Raw genomic sequence first — 22,909 nt, forward strand, 5'->3', positions numbered from 1 at the left:
AACTAACTCCCTTCTGTTATTTCTTTTCTCTTTTATAAAAAGGTGTTGGAACGACAGTAGCCTTTAAGCGTTTACCGCGAATCTCCACTTCAACAACGGATTCAAGGCCTGTAAATTCCGAATTAATTAGAGCAAGACCAATATTTTTCTTTAAAGTTCGTGATTGAGTGCCTGTTGTAACCTCACCAATTAACTGATCCCCACTATATACTGGGTATCCATGACGTGGAATCCCACGATCAATCATTTCAATTCCTACCAATTTTCTTGGTAAGCCCTTTTCCTTTTGTTGGATTAATGCTTCTTTCCCAATAAAATCAACTTCCTTGGATAATTTCACGGCAAAGCCAATCCCTGCTTCTAGTGGTGAAATTTCTGCAGAAAGTTCTTGGCCATAAAGTGCTAATACTGCTTCAAAACGCAGTGTATCGCGGGCACCTAATCCAACAGGAATTACTCCGTCTTCCTTACCTGCTGCTAAAATATCTTTCCAAAGATCAACTGCATCCTCTGCATCACAATATACTTCAAAACCGTCTTCACCGGTATATCCTGTTCTTGATACTAAGGATTTTTTCCCATTAAGGATTACTTCTTGCTGGAATTTGAAAAAACCAATCCCACTCAAATCCGTATTCCCAGCGAGCTTTTGCAGTACTTTTTCTGCAAGTGGTCCTTGAAGGGCAAGCTGCGCTGTTTTTTCTGATAAGTTTTCTAAAGTAACATCTCCAGTTACATGGTCTTCAAGCCACTTATAATCTTTTTCAATATTTGATGCATTAACAACTAACAGGTAATGATTGTCCTCAATTTTATATACAAGCAGGTCATCGACAGTACCGCCATTTTCATAACACATGGCCGTGTACTGGGCACCGCCATTTTTAATTTTTGAAATGTCATTTGTCATCATTTTTTGTAAAAAATCCAAGCTATTCTTGCCTTTTACTTCCACTTCACCCATATGGGAAACATCAAATAATCCTGCACGTGTGCGAACAGCTTCATGCTCTTCTTTAATGCTGGAAAATTGAACTGGCAGCTCCCAACCACCGAAATCAATGGTTTTTCCTCCCCATTCCTTATACACATCAAAAAGCGGAGTTCGTTTTAATTCAGACATTCTTAATCCCCCTTCAATCTTTGGCACATACTATTCTTAGGATAACCATAAAAAAGGACAGAAACCTCCCATGTAAAATTAGGAAGGTCTCTGTCCTTGCACCTGAAAGTTTACCTTTAAAGGCTTTCCCCTTTGGTGGCTGTAAATGTCTAATCAGCACTCTCCAGAGCTGCGTCAAACAAGAGTTCTTTTGCCTGAGAGATTCACATTTCTGCTTGCTCCTTCGGCGCTACAAAGGTAGTCTCTCCCCTTGTTATCATTCGCATTATAATATTATCCAAATTGGTCATACTAATTATACTTATAAAATAAATTACTTTATTAAAATATTTAAAACATTCAAGACTATAATCATCCTACCATTAAAATAATACATTGGGCAATAATTTTATTTGAAAGAATAAAGCTGGAAATTGAAAAAAGGAGTTGACACCATGTCGATCGAAATTGAATTTGATTCCTCCTGGAAGGATGATTTTTTACATAGAATCGATAACGATGGTCCATGGGGGAATTGGGAGCTTTTTAAACTAGCAATTGGAGTAGAAAAACATCTCGTTGTTCCTGATTTCAACGGTTTATTGGCACCAAGTCATTTATCTAATTTAACCCCGCTTCCACACCAGCTCGAAACAGCGAAACAAGTAATTGAAAATATGAACGGAAAAGCTATCCTTGCTGATGAAGTTGGGCTCGGAAAAACAATTGAAGCTGGATTAATTCTAAAAGAATATATGATACGCGGATTGGTGAAAAAGGTATTAATCCTTGTCCCTGCTTCTTTAGTTACACAGTGGTCGACCGAGCTAAATAGCAAATTTTTCATTCCTGCTATATCACAAAGAAAAAGCTATGTGTGGGAACAGTGCGATGTCGTCGTATCCTCGATTGATACAGCAAAACGTAATCCACATCGCGACATTATCTACCAACAAGACTATGATCTCATCATCATTGATGAAGCACATAAACTAAAAAATAACAAAACAAAAAACTACGAATTTGTTCAAAATCTGAAAAAGAAATTTTGTTTATTGTTGACGGCAACACCGATTCAGAACCGAGTCGAGGAAATTTTTAATCTGGTTTCGTTATTAAAACCAGGACATTTAGGGAGCGAAACGGCATTCTATGAAAAATACAAGCGTGATGCACGATCCTTAAATGATGATGAACATTTAAAAGAATTAGTAAACAAGGTCATGATTCGGAACAGGCGGGCAGATACAGGAATCGAATGGACAAAACGGCATGTTGAGACGATTCCAATTGAATGTACCCCTGAGGAGAAAGATCTTTACGAGTCAATTACAGACTTAAAAGGCGAAGGGAATTGGGTACAAACTAGTTCATTCTCAGTCATGACGTTGCAGCGTGAGGCATGCAGCAGCAGAGAGGCCGTTTTTTATACATTAAAGAATATGCTGCAAAAAAAGGAAAATCCAACTCCAGCTTTCGAAGAACAAATTCAATATTTAATGAAAAAGGTCGAAGCTGTTCAGAAAAATTCCAAAGCGGAAAAAGCATTAGAGTTAATTCAAAAGGTAAATGATAAAGTGATTATTTTCACAGAATATCGAGCCACTCAAATGTACTTACAATGGTATTTAAAACAGCATGGAATAACATCTGTCCCTTTTCGCGGCGGGTTTAAGCGCGGGAAAAAGGACTGGATGAGAGAATTATTTCAAAAGCATGCACAAGTTCTAATTGCGACAGAAGCGGGCGGCGAAGGAATTAATCTTCAATTTTGCAACCATATAATTAATTTTGATTTGCCATGGAATCCAATGCGGCTAGAACAGCGGATTGGTCGAATTCATCGTCTTGGGCAGGAAAAAGATGTCATGATTTATAACTTTGCAATAAAAAACACGGTCGAGGAGCATATCTTAAAGCTTCTTTATGAAAAAATCCATTTATTCGAAAAAGTAATCGGCGAACTGGACGATATTTTAACAAAGTTGGAATTTGGCAATATTGAAGACCACTTAATAGATATATTCGGACAATCCTCTACTGAAGGGGAAATGCGCATAAAAATGGAAAACTTATCATCAATGATTGAATTTGCAGAATCGATGAAGAAAGGAGATTCCCATGCAGCAGCAGGAAATTCATAACTTTCTATTGACCTATTTTCAGGCTAATGATTGTGAAATTGTGGAGAATGGCCCTGGATATTTAATGGTTCAGTTAACAGTGGAACTTGACAAGGAATTAATGAACCGCCCTTTTTACTGGCATTATTTAGAAAAAACAGGCGGGATTCCAAATCCGATGAGGCTAACCTTTATCACGAATCAAGATGCAGCTCCTGAAAATATAAAAGGGGAAATCATTCATTTTGGTTCTCCTCGTCTACATCAAATTTTTGCTTCAACTAAGAAACTAGCCAGCTATATGCGGCTTTACGAAAATCATCGCCATCAGAACAGGCAGACCCCCTTACTGCCATGGCTATGTATGAATGTTAAAATCTCATATCAATGTGATCGTAAGCGTGATATTTTTAAGTCCATCGGTTTACAACTCATAAACGGAACAATGGTCGAAGATTTCCATGACAGGCTTCTGCAAATACCGTTAACACCAAAAATTCCGGATTATTCCTTTACCTTATCACCATTAGTGAGGCCGCAGAGTGGGATGTCAAGGATAGAAGCGTATCTAACTTCCGTGATTGAGAAAGATGACCACTCCTGGGCTGAAGACGCAAGAAAACGCTGGGAGCAGGATTTACGACTCTTAAACCATTTTTATGAAGATGTCGAAGAAGAAAATGAAAACTTCGAAACGGAAAAACTAGCCCTAAAAGAGCAATACGAACCAAAAATATCCATATCCTTCATCAACGGAGGCCTCTTCTATCTAACCGACAAAGCCATATAAAGGCACAAAATGAGGGTGTCAGGCACCATGTGAAAATTTCACATGGTGCCTGACACCCTTAAAATATTTTGCTGAAAAAATAAAAATATTTTTTGAAAATAAAGAAGGATAAGCAGGAACGCTGTCGAATATTATCAAATGAAAAATATTAAAGGCGGTGGTACCTATTGTTAGCGCGATAGAAATCTTAGCAAATCGAATTATTGCCGATGCGGCAAGGAATCAGGCAACAGATATTCACATTATTCCAAGGAAGAATGACACACTCATTCAACTACGATTAACCAACAAACTCATTCCCCGACTATCCCTTCCTAAAGACGAATGCGACAGATTAATTTCACATTTTAAATTCACAGCCAATATGGATATCGGTGAAAGAAGACGGCCACAAAGCGGAGCATTTTTTTGTGAAATTGGCGGACAATTAATGGGTTTAAGACTATCCACGCTTCCTTCTAATAACAGAGAGAGCCTTGTCATCCGGCTGCTCCCACAGCAAGAACAAATCCCATTTCACCAACTCTCACTATTCCCGTCAATGACACGAAAACTACTCGCCCTTCTCAAACATGCTCATGGACTTATCATTTTCACCGGGCCAACTGGCAGCGGCAAAACAACTACACTTTATTCCCTTTTAAATGAAACAGCCCACCTATTTCACCGCAATGTCATCACGCTTGAGGATCCCATCGAAAAAAACTATGACTCCGTCCTGCAAATACAGGTCAATGAAAAAGCAGGCGTAACATATGCGGCTGGTCTAAAGGCAATTCTGCGGCATGACCCAGACATTATTATGGTCGGTGAAATTCGCGATGCTGAGACGGCAAAAATCGCAGTAAGAGCTGCCTTAACAGGCCATCTTGTCCTCTCCACAATGCATACTCGCGACGCAAAGGGGGCAGTTTATCGCCTGCGAGAGTTTGGTGTGAATTGGTTAGAAGTTGAACAGACACTGATTGCCATTACCGCACAAAGATTGGTGGAACTCTCGTGCCCTTTTTGCGAGGGGGATTGCACACCTATTTGCTATTCCTATAACAGATGGAAACGCGCAAGTGTGTTTGAACTATTATCAGGAAGAAATTTACACGGGGTAATGAAGGCAGCCCAAGGTGATAAAATAAATACGCGTTACCGCACCTTAAAAGATGTAATAAACAAAGGTATTGCCCTTGGTTATATTCAAGAATCTGAATACGAGCGATTGGTGTATGATGATGAATCGTCATAAATGGACAGTGAATGAACAAGCAAATTTCTTGAGAAGAACTGGTGAACTTTTGGCAAGGGGATATCCAATTGCACTTGCAATTGAATCCATAGCATTACAATTACCCTCAAAACGAAAGGAGGAACTTAATGATTGTTTAGAAGAATTGAAAAAAGGTCTACCATTTCATGTTGCACTAAATAATCTTGGCTTCCAAAAAGATTTAGTCGGTTATGTCTATTTTGCCGAACAACATGGCTGCTTTGCGGATGCTCTGCTGGAGGGAAGTGAACTTGCATTACTTAAAGATAAAGATTTACACAAGCTTCTAAAACTGCTTCAGTATCCTGCTTTGCTCATTGTCATTACAGGATTTCTATTTATTTTCGTCGAAAATACATTACTCCCAAGGTTCACAAGTCTTTTTTCGTCCCTTGGTCTAGAAGCAAATTTTTTTATGAATGTCGTTTACGCTTTCGATCGTTATTTTCCAATCGTGATCGGCATGTTGCTTTTTACTCTATCATTGGGAGCAATGTATTATTTGCTGATATTTCGAAAGCTCACCGTCCTAAAACAAAGGGCACATCTAGTTCGCATCCCAATTGTTGGCAGGATCCTCAAATTACTATTCACTCACTACTTTTCCATTCAACTAAGCTTCTTACTTTCCGGTGGATTATCGGTTTCTGAAGCACTACTACTTTTTGAACAGAATCTCAGACATCCTTTTTACAGTCACTTAGCTGCTGCAATTAAAAGTAAGCTAATTACCGGAGAAAGATTAGAGTCAATTTTGGCAACGATGTCATACTTCGAAAAAGAATTTCCGATGATTGTAAAACATGGACAAGAGAATGGAAAGTTGGAGCAGGAACTGCTATTTTTCAGCAAGCACTGTATCACAAACATGGAAGAAATGATTCAAAAACGCTTAGCAACTATTCAACCTATTCTTTACATCATTATTGGATTTCTTGTCGTGTCAATGTATTTAGCTATTCTTTTACCCATGTTTCACCTGCTTGATGGTATTTAAAAAAATTGGAGGTTAGTTAGAATGATAAAAAATGAAAAAGGTTTTACATTAATAGAAATGATGATTGTTATGCTAGTAATCTCAGTACTGTTAATTATTACAATTCCTAACGTTGCAAAACATAATTCAAATATCAACAATAAAGGCTGTGAGGCCTACGTGAAAATGGTTCAGGCTCAAGTTCAAGCATATGAAATGGACAAAAACAAAATCCCCACAATTGCGGAACTAAAATCAGAAGGATATTTAAAGGAAGACTCAAAAGGTTGTCCGAATGGGAATACAGTTGCAATAGACGTTGATGGCAATGTAACTTCAACTGAAAGTAACTAATCCCCAATGAAAAACGATCAAAACGGCTTCACTTTAATTGAGTCCCTGTTAGTTCTCTCCATCTTCATGATTATCTCCTCAATTACAGTTTTCTCCTTAAAACCGCAGCACTCAGTCCTGGAGGATGAGGCCTTTTTAACCCAATTAAAAGCAGACCTATATTATTCACAACAATATGCTATCTCTCATCAACATGAAGTATCCGTTGTTATTCTTCCAACGCAGTTTAAGTATTACATGTTTTTGAGGACCGACATGCCGCCAATCCTCGTACGAAATTATTCAAGAAATATTTATCTTGCTGAAGCTTCCATACCCTTATATTTCAAATTCCTAAACGATGGAAATGTGAACCAGTTTGGTACCTTTCTCATCCAAACCAAAAATAAAACCTATCAAATGACCCTGTTAATCGGAAAGGGACGGTTTTATGTTAAGGAGTTCTAAAGGCTATTTTCTGCTTGAGCTTCTACTGTCCTTATCAGCATTGTTTATAATTAGTTCGTTTTTACTGCCATTATTGACCGAACTAAGAGAACAATCCCGGCAATTGGAATTAGAAAATATGTCTAGACAGTTGATGTACGAAGAATTACAAGCGAATTTAGTCAGTAATCAGGGAACATCAAATTCCACTTCTATTCAAAATGGAATTGAATTTCAAATCATATGGAAGGACAGTGAGATGGCTGGACAAAAGGAGGTGTGTGTGAGAGTTGAAAAAAATTCGTTCCTTCCTGAAGTTGAAGTTTGCGGGCTGCTTGAATGACGATGCCTTTACACTCATTGAAGTGCTTATTTCTTTTTCTATTTTCACAACAATTATTTTTTTTATGACACCATTATTCCAAATAATTCTTAATCATAAGGATACGGAGGCTTCTTTACAAGCAATGGAGTGGGATGTTTTTTCGAGCCAAATTAAAAAGGAGATTCGGCTTTCCAGTCGTGCAGAGGTAATCTCGAATCGCTTAATTCTAACAAAAGATGCGGAAACCATTCAGTATGAAAAATACGGAACGAACCTTAGGCGCCGTGTCAATTCAACTGGTCATGAAATACTCCTCCAAAATGTTTCACAGCATTCGTTCACGCTCTTAAGTAATGCAGTCAAAATCGATGTAACCGACCTAAGGGGAAGAAAAAATTCAGTTACTGCTTTCTCCATGGGAAATTGGCTGAATGTCCCATGAAAAATAATGAGAGTGGCTTCACTTACCCACTAACCTTGTGCCTTCTAATCATTTTTTTATTATTTCTTTCGAGCCGAATTGAAGTATTTTTATCTGAAAGAAAAATTGCTCACGAAACGAATACCATCATGCTCGAGGAGTATTATTTCCTCTCATCAGTAAAAAAGATTGAATCGATTTATCAAAAGACTGGCATACTGCCTGCCAAAGGGACGCTGCCGTATGTAAAGGGAAACATAGATTACCAAACTGAAACACCCATAGGGTATATTCAAAAGGTCAATTTTACATTGCACCTCAATACTGATGGTATAACAGTTAACGGAAGGGGATATTTTGATACGCGGACCAAACGATTATCCAAATGGCTTGAATTGAAATAACTAAATATGGGCATACTTGTTCATGAAATTTAAAGGCAGGTGTATGTCCATGAAAACCAATGATTATGTAAAATTCATGACACAAACGATTGTAAAATATGCAGATCAACCAAAGGATGAAAGGAAGCGTCTTCGTACCGAACGAAAAGAAACAAAAGCTTCTTTCTGGTATCGTTGGTTCGGTATACTTCCTTACATCCTCTATTTTGAAGTTAAAAAAAGGCGAAGAATGTAGCTTCTCTAAATGCCTTATTTTTCAAAAAATGATAATTTTACTGTTGACAAATGATTTTATAACCTAAAATTGCTATCTTTTAACACATTGTTACAATATAAAGTCGCAAATTGTGAACATTTTCTAAACATACTGTGTTAACATTGTTAATCTCATTCCCATGTTAGAAGGGCTGTATTATAATGGAATAAATTATGGGGGTCCGAGGTGAACAATGATGGAACAAACATTAAAGATAACAAACGTTTTATCAGATCCAACGCGGTACTATATTTATCAATACATTACCAAACGTCATCAAGAAGTAACAGTACAAGAAGTGGCAGAAAACTTTAATATTCACCCAAATGTTGCACGATTACATTTATCAAAACTTGAAGATGTGAACATGTTAGTGTCTGAAACTAAGAAAACCGGTAAAGGCGGCAGACCGAGTAGATTGTATCGTCTCTCAGATGATGTAATACAGTTGCATTTCCCATTTCGTGACTACATGCTCTTATCTAAAGTCGCATTCCAAACCATGATTTCACTTGGAGAGATTGGTAAAAAAGCACTTTTCCATACTGGAAAGCGTTTCGGTGCAGAGCTGATTGAACAAGAAAAGGCAAAAAGGGCGTTTGGAGAGGAATTAGAATTTGACCAAAAGCTAACAATATTAAAAAGTGCGGCAACGCTTGCTGGTTTTTATCCTGAATTTGAAGCAAATGGCGATAAAACAAAAATCTATTTCCAAATTTTCAATTGCCCTTTCAAAGAAGTGGCAGAAGATCATTCGGAAACAGTTTGCAGTATGCACCATGAATTCTTAAAAGGAATGTTTGGAGCACTTTTTGAATCAGTTGAGTTAATTGAAAAAGATAATATTATTTCTGGTTGTGAAACTTGTTCTTATCAAGCGCTTGTAACAAACTAAATCGAAACCATTATTTACATTGTACCTCCTTTTACTTTATAATATTGTAATGATGGGATCGAAGGGTAAAAGGAGGGATACATATGGATCGCATGTTCAGAGTTTGTGGTTTCTGGACGGGCATTTTTACAGTAATGTTTTATCTTGGTGATATGGATAAGACGGCAATGTTATTCTTAGCCCAAACAGGTTTTTTCGTTCTGCTTAGCTATCTAAAACTATCCGAGCGCATGTATTTGTGGGTATTCGGAGCTTATTTAACAGTTTTCTTCGCAGGCTTCACTTATTGGACAACGTTCATGATGGTGCCTGGTGCAGGACATTAAGTAACCATTAGAAAAAAACGCCGGAAAATTCCGGCGTTTTTTCTTTATTCGCTGAAGAAATCACTCCATTTTAATTTTAGCTCTTTTTGCTGGATAACCACATGAAAATAGGAACTAATTCCTGAAGGCATAATCAAACTGCGAATCGCTCGATTCCGTTTGCTTACCTCTGAAAAGGGATTGGGATCGTAATGGTTTGCTAATTCTTTCAGAATACCTGCCTGTAATAAAAACTCATCCTGCCTTAGCTTTGAAACAAGTTCTAAGTTTTCCTGTTCCCCTTTTTGAATTAGGTAATCAAAATGGATATGAGTGGTAATGTCCATTTCACCAGGGTTTTGCAAGATATCATCAATCATCTGATGCTGATAATAACCTCTCAAACTCCCCTTTACCCTTCTAGGGTCCATCCACTCTTCATTTGTATAACCATAATCAGCTGTTACTACAATCCCTTTTATCAATGCACGGGAGATTCCCTTTATCATCTCCACCATGGCTAACGGGACCTCCAACCGCTGCTTTTCCTTTAATTCAATCTGGCTTTCCTTTAAAAACAATTTGATATCAGTATTGGTTAAAGGTACCTTTTGTTCATACAGTTCATTATTTCGAATCCCTATCATAACTTCATGCAGTTCCTGATTTTCTTTTTCAATGACATGAACTGGTAATGCATCAAAGAGTTCGTTTGAAAAAATCATTCCTTCAAATGCGTTAACTTCGTTGATGTTCTCCACTTGAACAATGGGAAAATCATCCATTAACAATTCCCGTTGCAGTTTTCGATGAAAAGGGCTGCTTTCAACAATAATATATGTTAAAGGCGTTTGAATCCTTTCTTTCCATTCCTGTAAAAACGCTTTGGCAAATCGTCCATTTCCAGCACCTATTTCACAAAATACAGGGTCAAGTTGTGAATTGGTGCATACGTGAGAAAACCAAGTTGCCATCATTCTTCCATATATATCAGAAATATTACTTGTTGTAATGAAATCACCTTGCCGCCCAATTTTTTGTTTATCCTTCATATAATAGCCAAATTCAGGATGATACAATGCTGAGCCAATGTATTTTTCATAGGAAATTAACTCATTGGGAGAAGTTGAAATTAATGTTCTAAAAAATGTGTCCATATATACTCCTTTTCAAATAAACACTATTGACACAGTGAAAACTTTATAATATTGTAAGGATAGTAGCTTAAACTTTATCCCCTCCCATATTAGAATAGAATATCCCCCAGAAAAACCCTTCTCATTTCGGAGAAGGGTTTTTCTATATCGTCTCCCCTAATTGCTAAAATCCATTCAAAAATGGATTACTATCCATTTCTGCACCAATGGTTGTCACAGGTCCATGACCAGATAATACATACGTATCCTCAGGTAATACAAGCAGTTTATCGTGGATACTTTTTAATAACTGTGATGCGTTCCCTTCCATTAGGTCTGTACGGCCAATACTGCCTTGAAAAAGGGCATCTCCAGAGATAACAAAGCCTTGCTCTTCAAAATAACAAGAAATACTTCCTGGTGAATGACCAGGAGTATGAAAAATGCTAAATTCAAATTCGCCAATTTTCATAACACCTTCATTATTAATAATCTGATCAGCGGGATTGACTCTTATTGAATCCTGAATCATAAAAAATTGTGAACCATTTCGCGCAGGATCACCAAGCCAGTTTTCTTCCTTTTTATGAAGATATACTGGAATTTTATAAAAGTCCCTTACTTCATCGACACCTCCGATATGATCAAAATGTGCATGAGTTAGAATAATAGCAAGAGGTTTCAGTTTTCTATTATTCAACAACTGAATGAGCTTCTTCCCTTCACCGCCGGGATCAAAAATTAAACATGCTCGGTCAGAATTTTCTACGATGTAACAGTTAGTTTGAAGTGCCCCCAATGGAATTTGCTGCCATTTCATATTTTCGTACCTCCAATTGAATTTGCGATATCATTATTTTACACTAAGTATTAAGCAGAGAGAAAGAATACAAATTCACCCGAGTTCTTTTTTGCTCTCGACAAACGAAAGAAAAAAATATAAAATAAGAAACGAATGTAAATAATATAGGTACATAATTTTCTTAAATTTGTTTGATGTATGCCTGCTTATCATAATAAAAAAGGGGGGGTTTCCATGGGTTTAGTAATAATTTTTGCTCTTGTAACCATTCTTGCTGCTTTCGGTGGACTTTCAGCACTTAAGAAAAAAAATTTCTTAGCTGCATTTTGGGGTGTAGCTTCATTTGTGGTTTTCGGCTGGTTTACAGTAATGACCATCATTAATTCTGGATTTCCAACAGGAACTCACTAAGAATTTTAAAAGACTGCCAACCGGCAGTCTTTTTATTTTACATGGAGTGAAATTGTCCTCGACGCACATATTACTTTTTTTGTAATCTCCTTAATTTAGTCCTCATTTAAAAGGCTAGTAACCCGGTCTACTTTATATTCCATGCTTCGCTTGACATCTCTTCTGTCATCAATACGAATCGTCGTAGCGACCCGATGGATCCCTTCAGAGAAGGGTACCTCGTGCATTTCTTGGATAACTTCAAATAGGATGGGAAGCTCACCTTCGATAATGGTATTCATGGGTGTTAATTGAAAACGTATTTTCCCTTCGTCTTGATATTTTCTCAAAACCTTTTGAACACTTGCTACATATTTACTTACACTAGGAGTTTCTGTTCCAATTGGAATAACAGTTACATCTACAATAGCCATGACTGAATACCTGCCTCTTTTAATTTTTGATTCAACGTGATTTTATCATAACAGAAGATAAAATAAAAAAATGACACTGTGTATCCTAGTGTCATTCTTTTATCAATTCATATATTTTCTTATGATTAAGATCAATAATTTTTTCAAACCGATTCCCATACAAAAGTGCCCCACCTGTAGGTGACAGTATCAATGGCTCATTTTCTAAGCCTTCCATTATTAGCTCGCTGCGGCCATTTTTAATATTATAATTTAGAAGCTGGAAACCCTCTGAATAAGCATCCGATTCTCCGCTTGATAGGGGTCTTAAGGTTGTAAATTGTCCTTTTTCTTTATTATAGTCATAAAAAGGAACGAACCAATCTGAATACTTTGTTAATTGCGGCATTGAAAAAGTAGATAGTTTACGCAGGTCTTTATCATAAAATGAATAACTGGACATGGATTGGTCTTGTTCATTTATGGTGATTGTCATGGTTAAGTCAGGAAATGCAGAAAAATGAATAACTGAAGAAAACAACTTCTTCTCCATTCCAGTATCTAAATTTCTACTATTAAGCGGTGCAAATAACGATGGCTGATCCACATTCCAACTAATCCAAGCTATCTGATTCGAAGCTATCCACTTCATAAAAGGCTGAGGCACATCAAGTTCGGTTGTGGTTGATTGTTCCAAATCCAGCAATAACAATTGAAAACTCCAATCCTCAGCAAATTTTGTTACTAAGACCCGAGATTCATTATATGGATTCCATTCAAATGCTAATTCATAGGATGGAAAATCCTTTTTAAAGATTACGTTTCCTTTCGTATCAATTATTGTAACTAATCCTTCAGTATTTGTTTTCGAAGCATGGATAAGAATACTTTTTCGGGATGGACTAATTTGTACATTGATAATGGGATATTCACTTTTATAAATTAATTCACTTTTACCTGTAAAGAGTTCGTAGCGGTATATACTTGAAGTTTGTTCTAGATTCGTAATATAGAGGATTTGTTTCTCAGAAAGCCAGCCGGCGAGTTTGGAAAATTCACCTTCAGGGATCGAAATTGGTAATTTCCACTTATTTCCTGAAGCATTGGTAACAAGAGAATTAGTTTTACCATTTTTAGCAGGAACTTTTTGTTTTACTTGCTCGTTATGAGCGCATGCACCTAAGATGAGGACGGATATAAATAAATAGAGGATCAGAAACATTGGATATTTACTATTATTCCTTTTCAAAGTATTCAATACTTCCTCCTCTCTTATTCTCTCTCATAAATAAGTACGTTTTTTAAACTATATTGTTTCAATATTATAACAAGTTTTTCAAAATAGGAAAAAAGCCATAATCATCTATTACAAGTATTACGGAAAGTAATAAAGGAAAAGCCACATATCTGCGGATTTTCCTTTATAGTCTGTTTATTGATTCAATTGATTTTTAATAAGCCAAGCAGCACCAAGCACACCTGCATCATTTCCGAGTGTAGCCAATGCTAGTTTTGTTGAGTCACGAACTGCTGAAAAAGCAAACTTCTCAAAATTACTTATGACTGAATTTAATAAAATATCGCCTGCTTTAGAAACACCGCCGCCAAGAACGATTTTCTCTGGATTTAGTGTATTAGCAATACTAGCCAATGCAAAACCTAAGTGAAAGGAAACCTCATTCAAAACGGTCTGAGCCAACTGATCGTTATTTCGTGCTGCATCAAAGACGTCTTTAGCTGTAATCGTGTGATTCTCAGCCATTATTGCAGTTAATTCACTTTGTGTTCCCTTAGCAAGTTCCAATCGGGCAAGGCGTACTATTCCTGTTGCAGAAGCAACTGTTTCTAGACATCCCGATTTCCCGCAGTTACACAGTGCACCATTAGAAGGAATGGCAGTAATATGACCGATTTCACCAGCTGCACCATTAATACCTTGAACAACTTTTCCACCAGCAATAACACCCCCGCCGACACCTGTTCCAAGGGTTACGCAAACAAGATCCTTGGCTCCATTGCCCGCTCCCATCCACATTTCACCCAACGCTGCACAATTTGCATCATTTTCAATTGCAGCTGGGAGTGATGTTGCGGTCTCGAGACTGTTCTTTAAAGGATAGTTATTAGGCCAGCCTAAGTTTACAACATTTAAAAGTATGCCCTTTTCATAGTTAACTGGACCGGGTGCTCCCATCCCAATTCCTATTAAACAATCTTTTGTTTGACCCAGTTCTGTTAATTTTTCATCAATTGCTCTTGCAATATTATGGGTTATGTTTTTTCCTTCATTCGTATTATCTGTTGGTATTTCCCATTTACGAACAATCTCTCCATCCATTGTTATAAAAGCTAGTTTAGTCGTTGTACCACCAAGGTCAACACCGACAATCCATTGTTTCGACAATAAAATCACCCATCTTATTTTTGACTTTTTTCTTTTTGAAATTGTATTTCATGCCTCAAAATTAATAATGCAGTTTGGAATTCTCTTGGTTCTATTAGTTGTGACTGATACAGTTCCTTTAATTCCATTTCCATTAATTCAAGGTCAGCAACCCGATCACCAATATAAATTATCGTTCCAAATCTCTTTAAAAATTGTTGAATATCATAAATTGTTTTCATCCTATATCTCCTAGTTATGTAATGGAGAAAAAATATTATCCAAGAAAAAGTATAACCCACCCCGGCATCTATCCTCAAGAAAATATAATCTTAGTTTTAGAGAAACTTCAATTCTACTCCCCATTATTGGAAGATTGGAGTTGGCGATTAATCTCTTGTAGTAAATCAGCATAATCCTGTTGTTTTGGATTAAGCTTCTTAGCCTGCTGTATATTTTCTTTAGCTTCTTTCAACTCTTTTTGTTCTAGGTTAATAAGAGCTAAATTATAAAACGCCTCATCAAAACTTGGATCTAGTTTTATTGCCTTTTCCAAATGTACCTTGGCTTCAGGGAGCATATCCTTCTTAATTTCTACGTAGGATAAGAGAAAATAAGTTCTCTCCGATACATTCACTGCATTTTTTTCAGATTCCTTTAATACGGTATATGCCTTATCATAATTGTTTTGTTTTATATATTCCTGTGCCATTAACAAACTGGAGTTTTCATCATGAGCTTTTCCAGATGCACTATAACCATACAATAAAGAACCCCACAACAATGCTGCAGATGCAATTAAAAATAACATTTGCAACAGTAACTTTTTTTTCTTCGGCAAGTGGACAACACCAGCGGCAAGGAATCCCCCAACCAATCCGCCTAGATGTCCTGCATTATCTATTCCAGATGCAGAGAACCCGATCATCAAATTAATTCCTAGCACAACAAGCAAATTTACTCCCATTGTTCGGAAAAATAATTTCGGGTAAATAACTCCAAAATAAAGTAAAGCGCCAAAACAGCCAAAAATTGCACCACTTGCCCCTGCTGATAAGTTCGCACTAAAGATAAAACTAGCAACAAAGCCTATAACTCCAGAAAATAAGTAAATCACTAAAAACCGAATACTGCCATAAATTCTTTCTACTTCTATACCAAGAAAGTATAAAGCTAGTGTATTCATCGCTAGATGGACAAAACCAATATGAAGAAAAACTGGCGTAATAAATCTCCACCATTCCCCATCAACAATCAATTGATTAACTTTTGCTCCATATTTAATCAAAGTGGATGTATTGGTGCTGCCACCATGTACTTGAAGCCAGAAAAAAACAGCAAGCTGGATTGCGATAAATACATAAGTGAAGAATGGTTTACCACTTAATAAAATCGCTCGCTCCGTCTTTACCTTTTTTATTGCATAATCTAAGGCTGCTTTCTTCATTAACTCAACATCTTCTTCTGAATAGTTTTCATTTATTGCAAAAGAAATATCAAGCGATAGCCTCTCGGATAAATGTCTGAAGCCTTCCTCGTATTGTCCCTGTGCAAATAGGACCGAGGTGACCATAGTCTTATTTGCACCTGAATGGACAAAAGGCTTTGTAAGTCGAAATTCGTATTCATCAACAGGTGGAAATTGACTGACGTAGATGTTAACAACCTTCAACTCATGACGACCAATTTGTTTTCGAACTTTTTCACCATTGGCAGCAGTAAACTCAATATCCCGCTGCATGGCATTACTCCAATCCAAATTATGATGCAGCATGCGAATGATAGGTGCTCTTTTATTTTCAAGCTTTTCGAGCCATAATTCTTTTTGATTTTCAAATAACTGAATAATACGATAACCATGATCAGATATCAATGAATAGGCCAAATTCCAAAAAATGAATCCTTCTTTATTACTCATATCCCCCCAACTTCCTATGTAAGAATAAGCTTTAGGCAAATCTGCTTTCATTTTATTCGTCTATCCCTTATAACTTTCATTATAAACGAAATCTCTCGTTACAATAATTAAACAAGTTGATTATTTTTTGCAGTTAACTCTCCAAATCAAAACAAAAAACCATCTGTGGTTTTCACCATTCAGACGGTCTTCCAAACATCGATTGCATCATTTTTTGCTTTACTCCTGGGAAACTCATGATTGATCCTACAGCAATTCTGCGGATCCAACCAGATCCCAGCAGGACATTAATCAGTCGGAATTTATACTTATAAACCAAATACCCTATCGAACCAATCATTAATATGGATGTTAGTATTCGAGACATCATCATCCCTCCTTTTTCTATTTTGTGATGATGACGATTAAATTATCCAATTAAAATGATTGAATTCTTATTAATAGTTCTTAAAGACCGGCTCCATTGTTTTCTTTAATACATTAACGGAATTCTCGAATTTTGTTTGCTCTTCTTGATTTAAATTCAGTTCAACCACTTGTCTAACTCCCTCACGATTAACTACGGCTGGTACGCCAATAAAAATATCGGTTTGTCCATATTCTCCATCTAAATACGAGGAAACAGTGAGGACTGAATTTTCATCACGGAGAATCGCTTTGGTCAATCTGACAAGACCCATAGCAATTCCATAATAGGTTGCACCCTTTCGCTCAATGATATGGTAGGCTGCATCCCGAACATTTAGAAAAATTTGATCAAGATCTGTTTTCTTAAAACCAGTTTTGTTTTTTGACCAATCACTAATGGAAGTTCCAGCAATCTCAGCATTGCTCCACACAGGCAATTCTGTATCGCCGTGTTCTCCAATGATATAAGCATGCACGTTTCGGGTGTCCACATCAAAGTAATCTCCCAACAAAAACCGAAATCGCGCTGTATCTAAAATCGTCCCTGAACCAATTACCCGTTCCTTTGGCAACCCTGAAAATTTCCAAACCGCATATGTTAAAATATCTACTGGATTTGTGGCCACAAGGAAAATACCGTCGAAACCACTTGCCATAATTTCATCCACAATTCCTTTAAAGATTCTTGTATTCTTTTCAACCAAGTCAAGCCGTGTCTCCCCAGGCTTTTGATTAGCTCCTGCTGTAATTACGACTAGATCAGCCTGACCACAATCCTGGTAACTCCCAAACCATATCTTTGTTCGTGATGGAGAGAACGGTAATCCATGATTTAGGTCCATCGCGTCTCCTTCTGCTTTTTCCTTATTTAAATCAATTAAGACTAGTTCTTCCGTAATTCCTTGATTTAATAGTGCAAAAGCATAGCTTGAGCCAACAAACCCGGTTCCGATGAGGGCAACCCTATTTACTCGTCGATTTACCATGACCATTCCTCCATTTGAAAGTATAATAATACTATATCAAGTGCAATTGATAAGCTGAGCTAATTATTTAAGAACGTGATTATGATTGCAAATACCGAAGCAAGAAAGCCTGAAAGAAAATTCACCATATCATTATCTACAAAGACCATTCCTTTTATTCTAGCGGTTGGCATCTGACAATGACTCTTCTTCTCAGTTTCAATACCACATTGCCCACATACATATAACTGCTGATAAAAGGCCCCAATCAACGTATCAATGACATTCCCGAGATATCCAAATAAAAACACCAGACAAGTAAAAAAAAGACCTAAATCAAAAAGCCAAAATCCTATAATTGAAATGAGAAAAGACCCTGCAAGCGAAGCCGCACTTCCTAAAAAACTAATCGCTCCAGAAGTCCCCTTTTCAACTCGCTTAAAGGTGCGTATGTATAAGGGGTCTTGTTTACTTAAACTGCCAATTTCCGAAGCCCATGTATCAGAATTAGCACTTGCAAGACAAACTAAAAAGCCAATTAACCAAATCATATCATGATTAAAATAATGAATGATACTGAAAAGCCCCGCAGCACCACCATTCGCAGCAACTTGACGCCAATCTCTTGTAGCACCTTTTGCCAACTTTTCTTCTATTATGTACTTTGAACTACTCTTATATTTTGACCAAAAAGTTGATGAAGCAAAAAAAGCACCAAGCAGGTAAAGACCATTTATCCCGAATCCTAAATAAACAGCTAGTCCAACAATACTAGCTGCCAAAGCACCCGATCGAGTCAAGGATTTAGATTGATATCCTGAAGCAGATCCTAATAGGATAAAAATCACTATAATAATGGTTACAATCATCTTATTTTGATAACCTCATCGTTTGTAATAATTTTTGAAACAGGAATATCATGATCCTCTACGTGTAATTGTGGAACCAACTGCTCAGCAAAGGCAAGTGATAGGGTTTTACCAGAGTAATTTTGTAAATAACGATCATAATACCCTCCGCCAAAACCCAAACGGTAGCCTTCTCGTGTGTAGGCCAAACCGGGGACTATGATTAAGTCAATCCTATCAGCGTTCATTTGATTGGTTAATGCCTCAATTGGCTCTAGTAATCCATAAAATACTGTTTCAAGTTGAGAAAAATCAGTAATTGCTCTAAAAGTCATTTTCTTTTCTTTGGGGTCACATTTTGGGACAACCACTTGTTTCCCTAATTCCCATGCTCTCTCAATAATTTGATAGGTATCTACTTCTGGCTTTTTTGATATGGTTAGACCTATCACTTGTGCTTGTTTCCAATCTGGATCTTCATAAAGCCTGGAAGCTATATTATTTGAATAATGTTCATATAAAGGTTTTGTAAGACTGGAAAGTTTCACTTTCATATCCTTACGAATAGACACTTTATTATTCATCACAGGTAACCTCACATCTAATTTTTTAGACAACAAAAAAAGCAGCAGGAAGCCCTACTGCTTATTTTGTTTCACGGTGTGCTGTTGTACGTTTTTCTCTTGGGCAATATTTCTTAAGCTCAAGACGATCTGGATTATTACGTTTATTTTTTGTTGAAATATAGTTACGATCTCCACACTCAGTGCAAGCTAATGTAATATTCACGCGCATGTTTATTTCCCTCCAAACAATTAAGCATTTCATTCATACGACTTATCCATAATATCATTTTTTAAAAGGAAATGCTAGTATGTTTTTTTTAGATAATTATTGCTTTCATTCCGCTTGCTTTAAAAGTGCTTGCTCCAAAGAGAGTAATTCATTTTTATTAGACCCGGTAATCGTCCACGTGTTCATTTTTCCATTCTCCTGCGGATCTAACGACATTTTTATTGAAAAAATACTAGAAGCGGGAGTTTTTGCCATTGGCAGGTAATTTAGGCTCCCTTTATGAAGCGAATTCCATATTTGATCAGTAAAAACCTTCCATTGTGGCATGGCTGTGTATTCTTTCATTCCAACTCCATTATGTTCTCCATTTACCAGATAAATATTATTATTGGCATGATGGAAGATTCTTTTATCTACCGGTGATACAAAGGCAAGATTGTCTTGAATAACAATTGGATAGTAGTGCATGGCCAAAACATGAATCTCTTTCATTTCCTTGCTGTGATTACTAAGATAAACGCTTGAATATCGAATTTTGGAGTGAAGCTGCTCTTCTTTCACTTTGATTATTATTTCTTCGTTATGTAAAACCTTTTCTTTACAATCTTGGAGCCAAACGTACTTTCCGTTTACCCATAAACCAGGAATAAACTGAAGTGTTTCCTGTGGAAAAAGGGGGCTAAATTTTTTTTGTTGCCGTTCAATTATATTCATCTAATTACACCTTTTTATTCATTATAGTGGTTCATTTGCATATGAAGTAATCTTCAAATTATTCATAATAAATGATAATTTAATCGTACCACCAGTTGCTACCGCGCACAATAAACACAAATTGTCGTTTTTTGGAAACTTTGAGGCCCATAACTTTTTCCTATTATTAAAAAAAGATAAGGCAAAAAACTCCTTATCTTTTACAACTCTATGATCCTTTAGGCATTTAAATTAACTCGTGCTCCTGTCACGAGGTAAATGACATGTTCTGCAATATTCGTTGAATGGTCTGCGATTCTTTCGATATATCTGCAAACAAATGCCAATTGAATAATTTGGTTTGTTGCATGTGGATTTTGTGGAATATGACTCAACAATTCTTGTATTAAACGTCCAAACATTTTATCTACTTCATCATCTTTTTCTGCACATTTTTTTGCAACCGTAATATCCTCTGAATAATAAGCCCTAATCGAATCTGAAACCATCTCCAAGGCCATTTCCATCATTTTTGGGATATCAATGATTTCTTTAAAGTGTTTTTCATTACCAATATGCAATGCTGATTTAGCAATATTTACTGCTATATCTGCAAATCGCTCAACCTCAGATGATACTTTTAAAGCTACATTTATTTTCCTTAGATCCGTCGCAACGGGTGATTGTCTTGCAATTAATAATAATGCCTTATCATTTATTTCGTATTCTAAATCATCGATTTCATTATCACCATCGATAACTTGGTTAGCCTTTTCCATATCCTGATTAATAAGAGCAATCATCGCTTCCTTGATTGCATGCTCCGATTTTTCAGCCATTGTTAAAAGCAAATCTTTCAACTCTTTTAAATCGTTATCAAAAATTGCCCTTGTACTCATAGTAGACACCTCATCATCCGAATCTTCCTGTAATGTATCCTTCAGTCCGTTCGTCTCTTGGATTTGAAAAAATTGTCGATGTTGAATCTAATTCGATTAATTCACCCATTAAAAAGAATGCAGTCTTATCTGAAACCCTTGATGCCTGTTGCATGTTGTGGGTTACAATTACAATCGTGTATTTTTCTTTTAATTCTAATATCATCTCTTCGATCTTTAGCGTCGAAATTGGATCTAACGCAGATGTTGGCTCATCCATTAATATCACTTCTGGTTTGGTTGCCAGTGCTCTAGCAATACATAACCTTTGCTGTTGTCCCCCTGATAGTCCTAATGCAGGAGCATGTAAACGATCCTTTACTTCCTCCCATAACGCCACATCCATTAGTGATTTAATGACAATTTCATCTAGATGCGTCTTTTTTGTGATCCCATGTACTCTTGGTCCATATGCAACATTATCATAAATAGATTGCGGAAACGGATTTCCCTTCTGAAAAACCATTCCTACGTGTTTGCGTAGATCGACGAGATCCACTTTCTTATCTAATATATTTTGGCCATTAATGTTAATTTCGCCCGTCATTTTTACATTTGGGACCATATTAATCATCAAATTTAGTGTTTTAATAAATGTAGATTTACCACATCCCGAAGGTCCGATGATGGCAGTAACCTCTTTCTTGTTTATCGGAAAATGGATGTTTTTTAATGCGTGATGCTCACCATACCATAAATTCAGATCTTTTATATCAAAAACCTGTCTGGTTAATGTTGAAGTTTCCACAACTTTTCCTCCTTATCCAAACCTTCCAGAGATATATTCCTCTGTCTTTTTTACAGATGGATTGGTAAAAATCTTTTCAGTATAATCATATTCAATGATATCACCACTCAAAAAGAAGGCAGTTTTATCGGAAATACGTGATGCCTGCTGCATATTATGGGTAACGATGATTATTGAATATTCCTTTTTTAAATCAACGATTAAATCCTCCACTTTTGCATTGGATATCGGATCTAGCGCCGATGATGGCTCATCAAGAAGCATGACTGTAGGTTTCATAGCAATCGTCCTAGCAATGCAAAGACGCTGCTGCTGCCCGCCTGAAAGGGATAGTGCAGATTTATGAAGCCTGTCCTTTACCTCTTCCCATAATGCCGCCTTTTTCAAACTCTCTTCTACAATTTCATCCAGTTCGCTTTTCTTCTTGATACCAGCAAACTTAAGGGCATGCGTAATATTTTCATAAATTGATTTTGGAAACGGGTTGGGTTTTTGAAAAACCATCCCAATTTCCTTGCGGAGAGCAACAACATCTATTTGTTCCGACAAGATATTAAGATCTTCATAAATGATTTCTCCCTTTGCCCTTGCACCGGGAATGAGATCATTCATTCGATTAATACTTCTTAAAAAAGTCGACTTACCACAACCTGACGGACCGATTAGAGCAGTAACTGAATTTTTTTCTATATCGATTGAAATTCCATTTACTGCTCGTTTTTCTCCATAGAATATTTCTAAATTATTTACCTCTAGGATTAAGTCATTTTGTAATTGACTGTTTGACCGAACAGCTTGGTTTACCATTTCCTTTTCCTCAAAAGTTGTAACCAT

The 22,909-nt window shown here is 36.7% G+C and carries 30 protein-coding genes and 1 riboswitch; of the genes, 13 read left to right on the forward strand and 17 right to left on the reverse strand.

Features of this window, described 5'->3' with window-relative positions; genetic code table 11:
* Positions 1-16 precede the first annotated feature (16 nt).
* A complete protein-coding gene (gene gcvT, locus M3610_RS05835) occupies positions 17-1,123 on the reverse strand; it encodes a glycine cleavage system aminomethyltransferase GcvT (RefSeq protein WP_251457248.1) in 1,107 nt (368 codons plus the stop codon).
* A gap of 172 nt (positions 1,124-1,295) precedes the next feature.
* A riboswitch (glycine riboswitch) is annotated at positions 1,296-1,383 on the reverse strand.
* A gap of 174 nt (positions 1,384-1,557) precedes the next feature.
* On the opposite strand from gcvT, the gene M3610_RS05840 reads away from it, so the two are divergent.
* From M3610_RS05840 to M3610_RS05895, 12 genes are all read left to right on the forward strand, one after another.
* Complete coding sequence (locus tag M3610_RS05840; RefSeq protein ID WP_251457250.1) at positions 1,558-3,246, forward strand: DEAD/DEAH box helicase; 1,689 nt, start codon at positions 1,558-1,560, stop codon at positions 3,244-3,246.
* On the forward strand, positions 3,224-4,015 hold the full coding sequence (locus M3610_RS05845; RefSeq protein ID WP_251457252.1) for a YqhG family protein: 792 nt from the start codon (positions 3,224-3,226) through the stop codon (positions 4,013-4,015). The genes M3610_RS05840 and M3610_RS05845 overlap by 23 nt, the downstream gene beginning before the upstream one ends.
* A gap of 157 nt (positions 4,016-4,172) precedes the next feature.
* Positions 4,173-5,255 carry a competence type IV pilus ATPase ComGA gene (gene comGA, locus M3610_RS05850; RefSeq protein ID WP_311315810.1) on the forward strand — a complete coding sequence of 361 codons (1,083 nt, stop codon included), beginning with the start codon at positions 4,173-4,175 and terminating at the stop codon, positions 5,253-5,255.
* A complete protein-coding gene (comGB, locus tag M3610_RS05855; protein WP_311315811.1) occupies positions 5,236-6,273 on the forward strand; it encodes a competence type IV pilus assembly protein ComGB in 1,038 nt (345 codons plus the stop codon). The genes comGA and comGB overlap by 20 nt, the downstream gene beginning before the upstream one ends.
* Positions 6,274-6,294: 21 nt before the next feature.
* Positions 6,295-6,606 carry a competence type IV pilus major pilin ComGC gene (gene comGC, locus M3610_RS05860; protein ID WP_251457255.1) on the forward strand — a complete coding sequence of 104 codons (312 nt, stop codon included), beginning with the start codon at positions 6,295-6,297 and terminating at the stop codon, positions 6,604-6,606.
* 6 nt (positions 6,607-6,612) lie between these two features.
* Positions 6,613-7,053 carry a competence type IV pilus minor pilin ComGD gene (comGD, locus tag M3610_RS05865; RefSeq protein WP_251457259.1) on the forward strand — a complete coding sequence of 147 codons (441 nt, stop codon included), beginning with the start codon at positions 6,613-6,615 and terminating at the stop codon, positions 7,051-7,053.
* On the forward strand, positions 7,037-7,375 hold the full coding sequence (locus M3610_RS05870; protein ID WP_251457262.1) for a hypothetical protein: 339 nt from the start codon (positions 7,037-7,039) through the stop codon (positions 7,373-7,375). Before comGD ends, M3610_RS05870 begins: the two co-directional genes overlap by 17 nt.
* Positions 7,323-7,799, forward strand: a complete 477-nt coding sequence (gene comGF, locus M3610_RS05875; protein WP_251457264.1) for a competence type IV pilus minor pilin ComGF — start codon at positions 7,323-7,325, stop codon at positions 7,797-7,799. The genes M3610_RS05870 and comGF overlap by 53 nt, the downstream gene beginning before the upstream one ends.
* Complete coding sequence (gene comGG / locus M3610_RS05880) at positions 7,796-8,182, forward strand: competence type IV pilus minor pilin ComGG (RefSeq protein WP_251457266.1); 387 nt, start codon at positions 7,796-7,798, stop codon at positions 8,180-8,182. Before comGF ends, comGG begins: the two co-directional genes overlap by 4 nt.
* Before the next feature lie 49 nt (positions 8,183-8,231).
* Positions 8,232-8,417 carry a YqzE family protein gene (locus M3610_RS05885; protein ID WP_026563593.1) on the forward strand — a complete coding sequence of 62 codons (186 nt, stop codon included), beginning with the start codon at positions 8,232-8,234 and terminating at the stop codon, positions 8,415-8,417.
* A gap of 217 nt (positions 8,418-8,634) precedes the next feature.
* Positions 8,635-9,333 (forward strand): helix-turn-helix transcriptional regulator, encoded by a 699-nt coding sequence (locus tag M3610_RS05890; protein ID WP_098571130.1) that lies wholly within the window; start codon positions 8,635-8,637, stop codon positions 9,331-9,333.
* A gap of 83 nt (positions 9,334-9,416) precedes the next feature.
* Positions 9,417-9,659 (forward strand): DUF2626 domain-containing protein, encoded by a 243-nt coding sequence (locus M3610_RS05895; protein ID WP_088088969.1) that lies wholly within the window; start codon positions 9,417-9,419, stop codon positions 9,657-9,659.
* 44 nt (positions 9,660-9,703) lie between these two features.
* Here the strand turns inward: M3610_RS05895 and M3610_RS05900 are convergent, their stop codons facing one another.
* Together M3610_RS05900 and M3610_RS05905 are read right to left on the reverse strand one after the other, a co-directional pair.
* Positions 9,704-10,795 carry a class I SAM-dependent methyltransferase gene (locus M3610_RS05900; protein ID WP_098571129.1) on the reverse strand — a complete coding sequence of 364 codons (1,092 nt, stop codon included), beginning with the start codon at positions 10,793-10,795 and terminating at the stop codon, positions 9,704-9,706.
* A gap of 163 nt (positions 10,796-10,958) precedes the next feature.
* Positions 10,959-11,594, reverse strand: a complete 636-nt coding sequence (locus M3610_RS05905; RefSeq protein ID WP_098571128.1) for an MBL fold metallo-hydrolase — start codon at positions 11,592-11,594, stop codon at positions 10,959-10,961.
* Positions 11,595-11,810: 216 nt separating this feature from the next.
* Between M3610_RS05905 and M3610_RS05910 the strand changes: the two genes are divergently transcribed.
* Entirely contained in the window at positions 11,811-11,987 is a 177-nt protein-coding gene (locus M3610_RS05910; protein WP_098571127.1) for a DUF2759 domain-containing protein, read from the forward strand.
* A gap of 95 nt (positions 11,988-12,082) precedes the next feature.
* Here the strand turns inward: M3610_RS05910 and M3610_RS05915 are convergent, their stop codons facing one another.
* The 14 genes from M3610_RS05915 to pstB (M3610_RS05980) all read right to left on the reverse strand — a co-directional run bounded on the left by M3610_RS05915 (position 12,083) and on the right by pstB (M3610_RS05980) (position 22,882).
* The gene (locus tag M3610_RS05915) at positions 12,083-12,400 is read right to left on the reverse strand and encodes an MTH1187 family thiamine-binding protein (protein WP_098571126.1); all 318 of its coding nucleotides are present in this window, start codon (positions 12,398-12,400) and stop codon (positions 12,083-12,085) included.
* A 91-nt stretch (positions 12,401-12,491) separates the two neighbouring features.
* On the reverse strand, positions 12,492-13,637 hold the full coding sequence (locus tag M3610_RS05920; protein ID WP_251457268.1) for a YqgU-like beta propeller domain-containing protein: 1,146 nt from the start codon (positions 13,635-13,637) through the stop codon (positions 12,492-12,494).
* Between the two features lie 174 nt (positions 13,638-13,811).
* Complete coding sequence (locus tag M3610_RS05925; protein ID WP_251457270.1) at positions 13,812-14,783, reverse strand: ROK family glucokinase; 972 nt, start codon at positions 14,781-14,783, stop codon at positions 13,812-13,814.
* 14 nt (positions 14,784-14,797) lie between these two features.
* On the reverse strand, positions 14,798-15,004 hold the full coding sequence (locus tag M3610_RS05930; protein ID WP_098571123.1) for a YqgQ family protein: 207 nt from the start codon (positions 15,002-15,004) through the stop codon (positions 14,798-14,800).
* Positions 15,005-15,117: 113 nt separating this feature from the next.
* A complete protein-coding gene (locus M3610_RS05935) occupies positions 15,118-16,680 on the reverse strand; it encodes a rhomboid family intramembrane serine protease (protein WP_251457272.1) in 1,563 nt (520 codons plus the stop codon).
* 172 nt (positions 16,681-16,852) lie between these two features.
* Positions 16,853-17,047: a hypothetical protein gene (locus M3610_RS05940; protein WP_251457274.1), complete on the reverse strand. Its 195-nt coding sequence runs from the start codon at positions 17,045-17,047 to the stop codon at positions 16,853-16,855.
* A 70-nt stretch (positions 17,048-17,117) separates the two neighbouring features.
* Entirely contained in the window at positions 17,118-18,074 is a 957-nt protein-coding gene (locus tag M3610_RS05945) for an L-lactate dehydrogenase (RefSeq protein ID WP_098571121.1), read from the reverse strand.
* Positions 18,075-18,133: 59 nt separating this feature from the next.
* Positions 18,134-18,922 carry a DUF92 domain-containing protein gene (locus M3610_RS05950; protein WP_251457276.1) on the reverse strand — a complete coding sequence of 263 codons (789 nt, stop codon included), beginning with the start codon at positions 18,920-18,922 and terminating at the stop codon, positions 18,134-18,136.
* Entirely contained in the window at positions 18,919-19,485 is a 567-nt protein-coding gene (locus M3610_RS05955; RefSeq protein ID WP_251457634.1) for a 5-formyltetrahydrofolate cyclo-ligase, read from the reverse strand. The genes M3610_RS05950 and M3610_RS05955 overlap by 4 nt, the downstream gene beginning before the upstream one ends.
* A gap of 61 nt (positions 19,486-19,546) precedes the next feature.
* On the reverse strand, positions 19,547-19,696 hold the full coding sequence (gene rpmG, locus M3610_RS05960; protein ID WP_015594975.1) for a 50S ribosomal protein L33: 150 nt from the start codon (positions 19,694-19,696) through the stop codon (positions 19,547-19,549).
* Between the two features lie 105 nt (positions 19,697-19,801).
* Positions 19,802-20,410: a hypothetical protein gene (locus tag M3610_RS05965; RefSeq protein ID WP_251457279.1), complete on the reverse strand. Its 609-nt coding sequence runs from the start codon at positions 20,408-20,410 to the stop codon at positions 19,802-19,804.
* A 218-nt stretch (positions 20,411-20,628) separates the two neighbouring features.
* Entirely contained in the window at positions 20,629-21,288 is a 660-nt protein-coding gene (gene phoU / locus M3610_RS05970) for a phosphate signaling complex protein PhoU (protein WP_251457281.1), read from the reverse strand.
* Between the two features lie 13 nt (positions 21,289-21,301).
* Positions 21,302-22,075: a phosphate ABC transporter ATP-binding protein PstB gene (gene pstB / locus M3610_RS05975; protein WP_251457284.1), complete on the reverse strand. Its 774-nt coding sequence runs from the start codon at positions 22,073-22,075 to the stop codon at positions 21,302-21,304.
* A gap of 12 nt (positions 22,076-22,087) precedes the next feature.
* A complete protein-coding gene (gene pstB / locus M3610_RS05980; RefSeq protein WP_251457636.1) occupies positions 22,088-22,882 on the reverse strand; it encodes a phosphate ABC transporter ATP-binding protein PstB in 795 nt (264 codons plus the stop codon).
* Positions 22,883-22,909 lie beyond the last annotated feature (27 nt).

It is taken from the genome of Neobacillus sp. MER 74 (genome assembly GCF_023714155.1).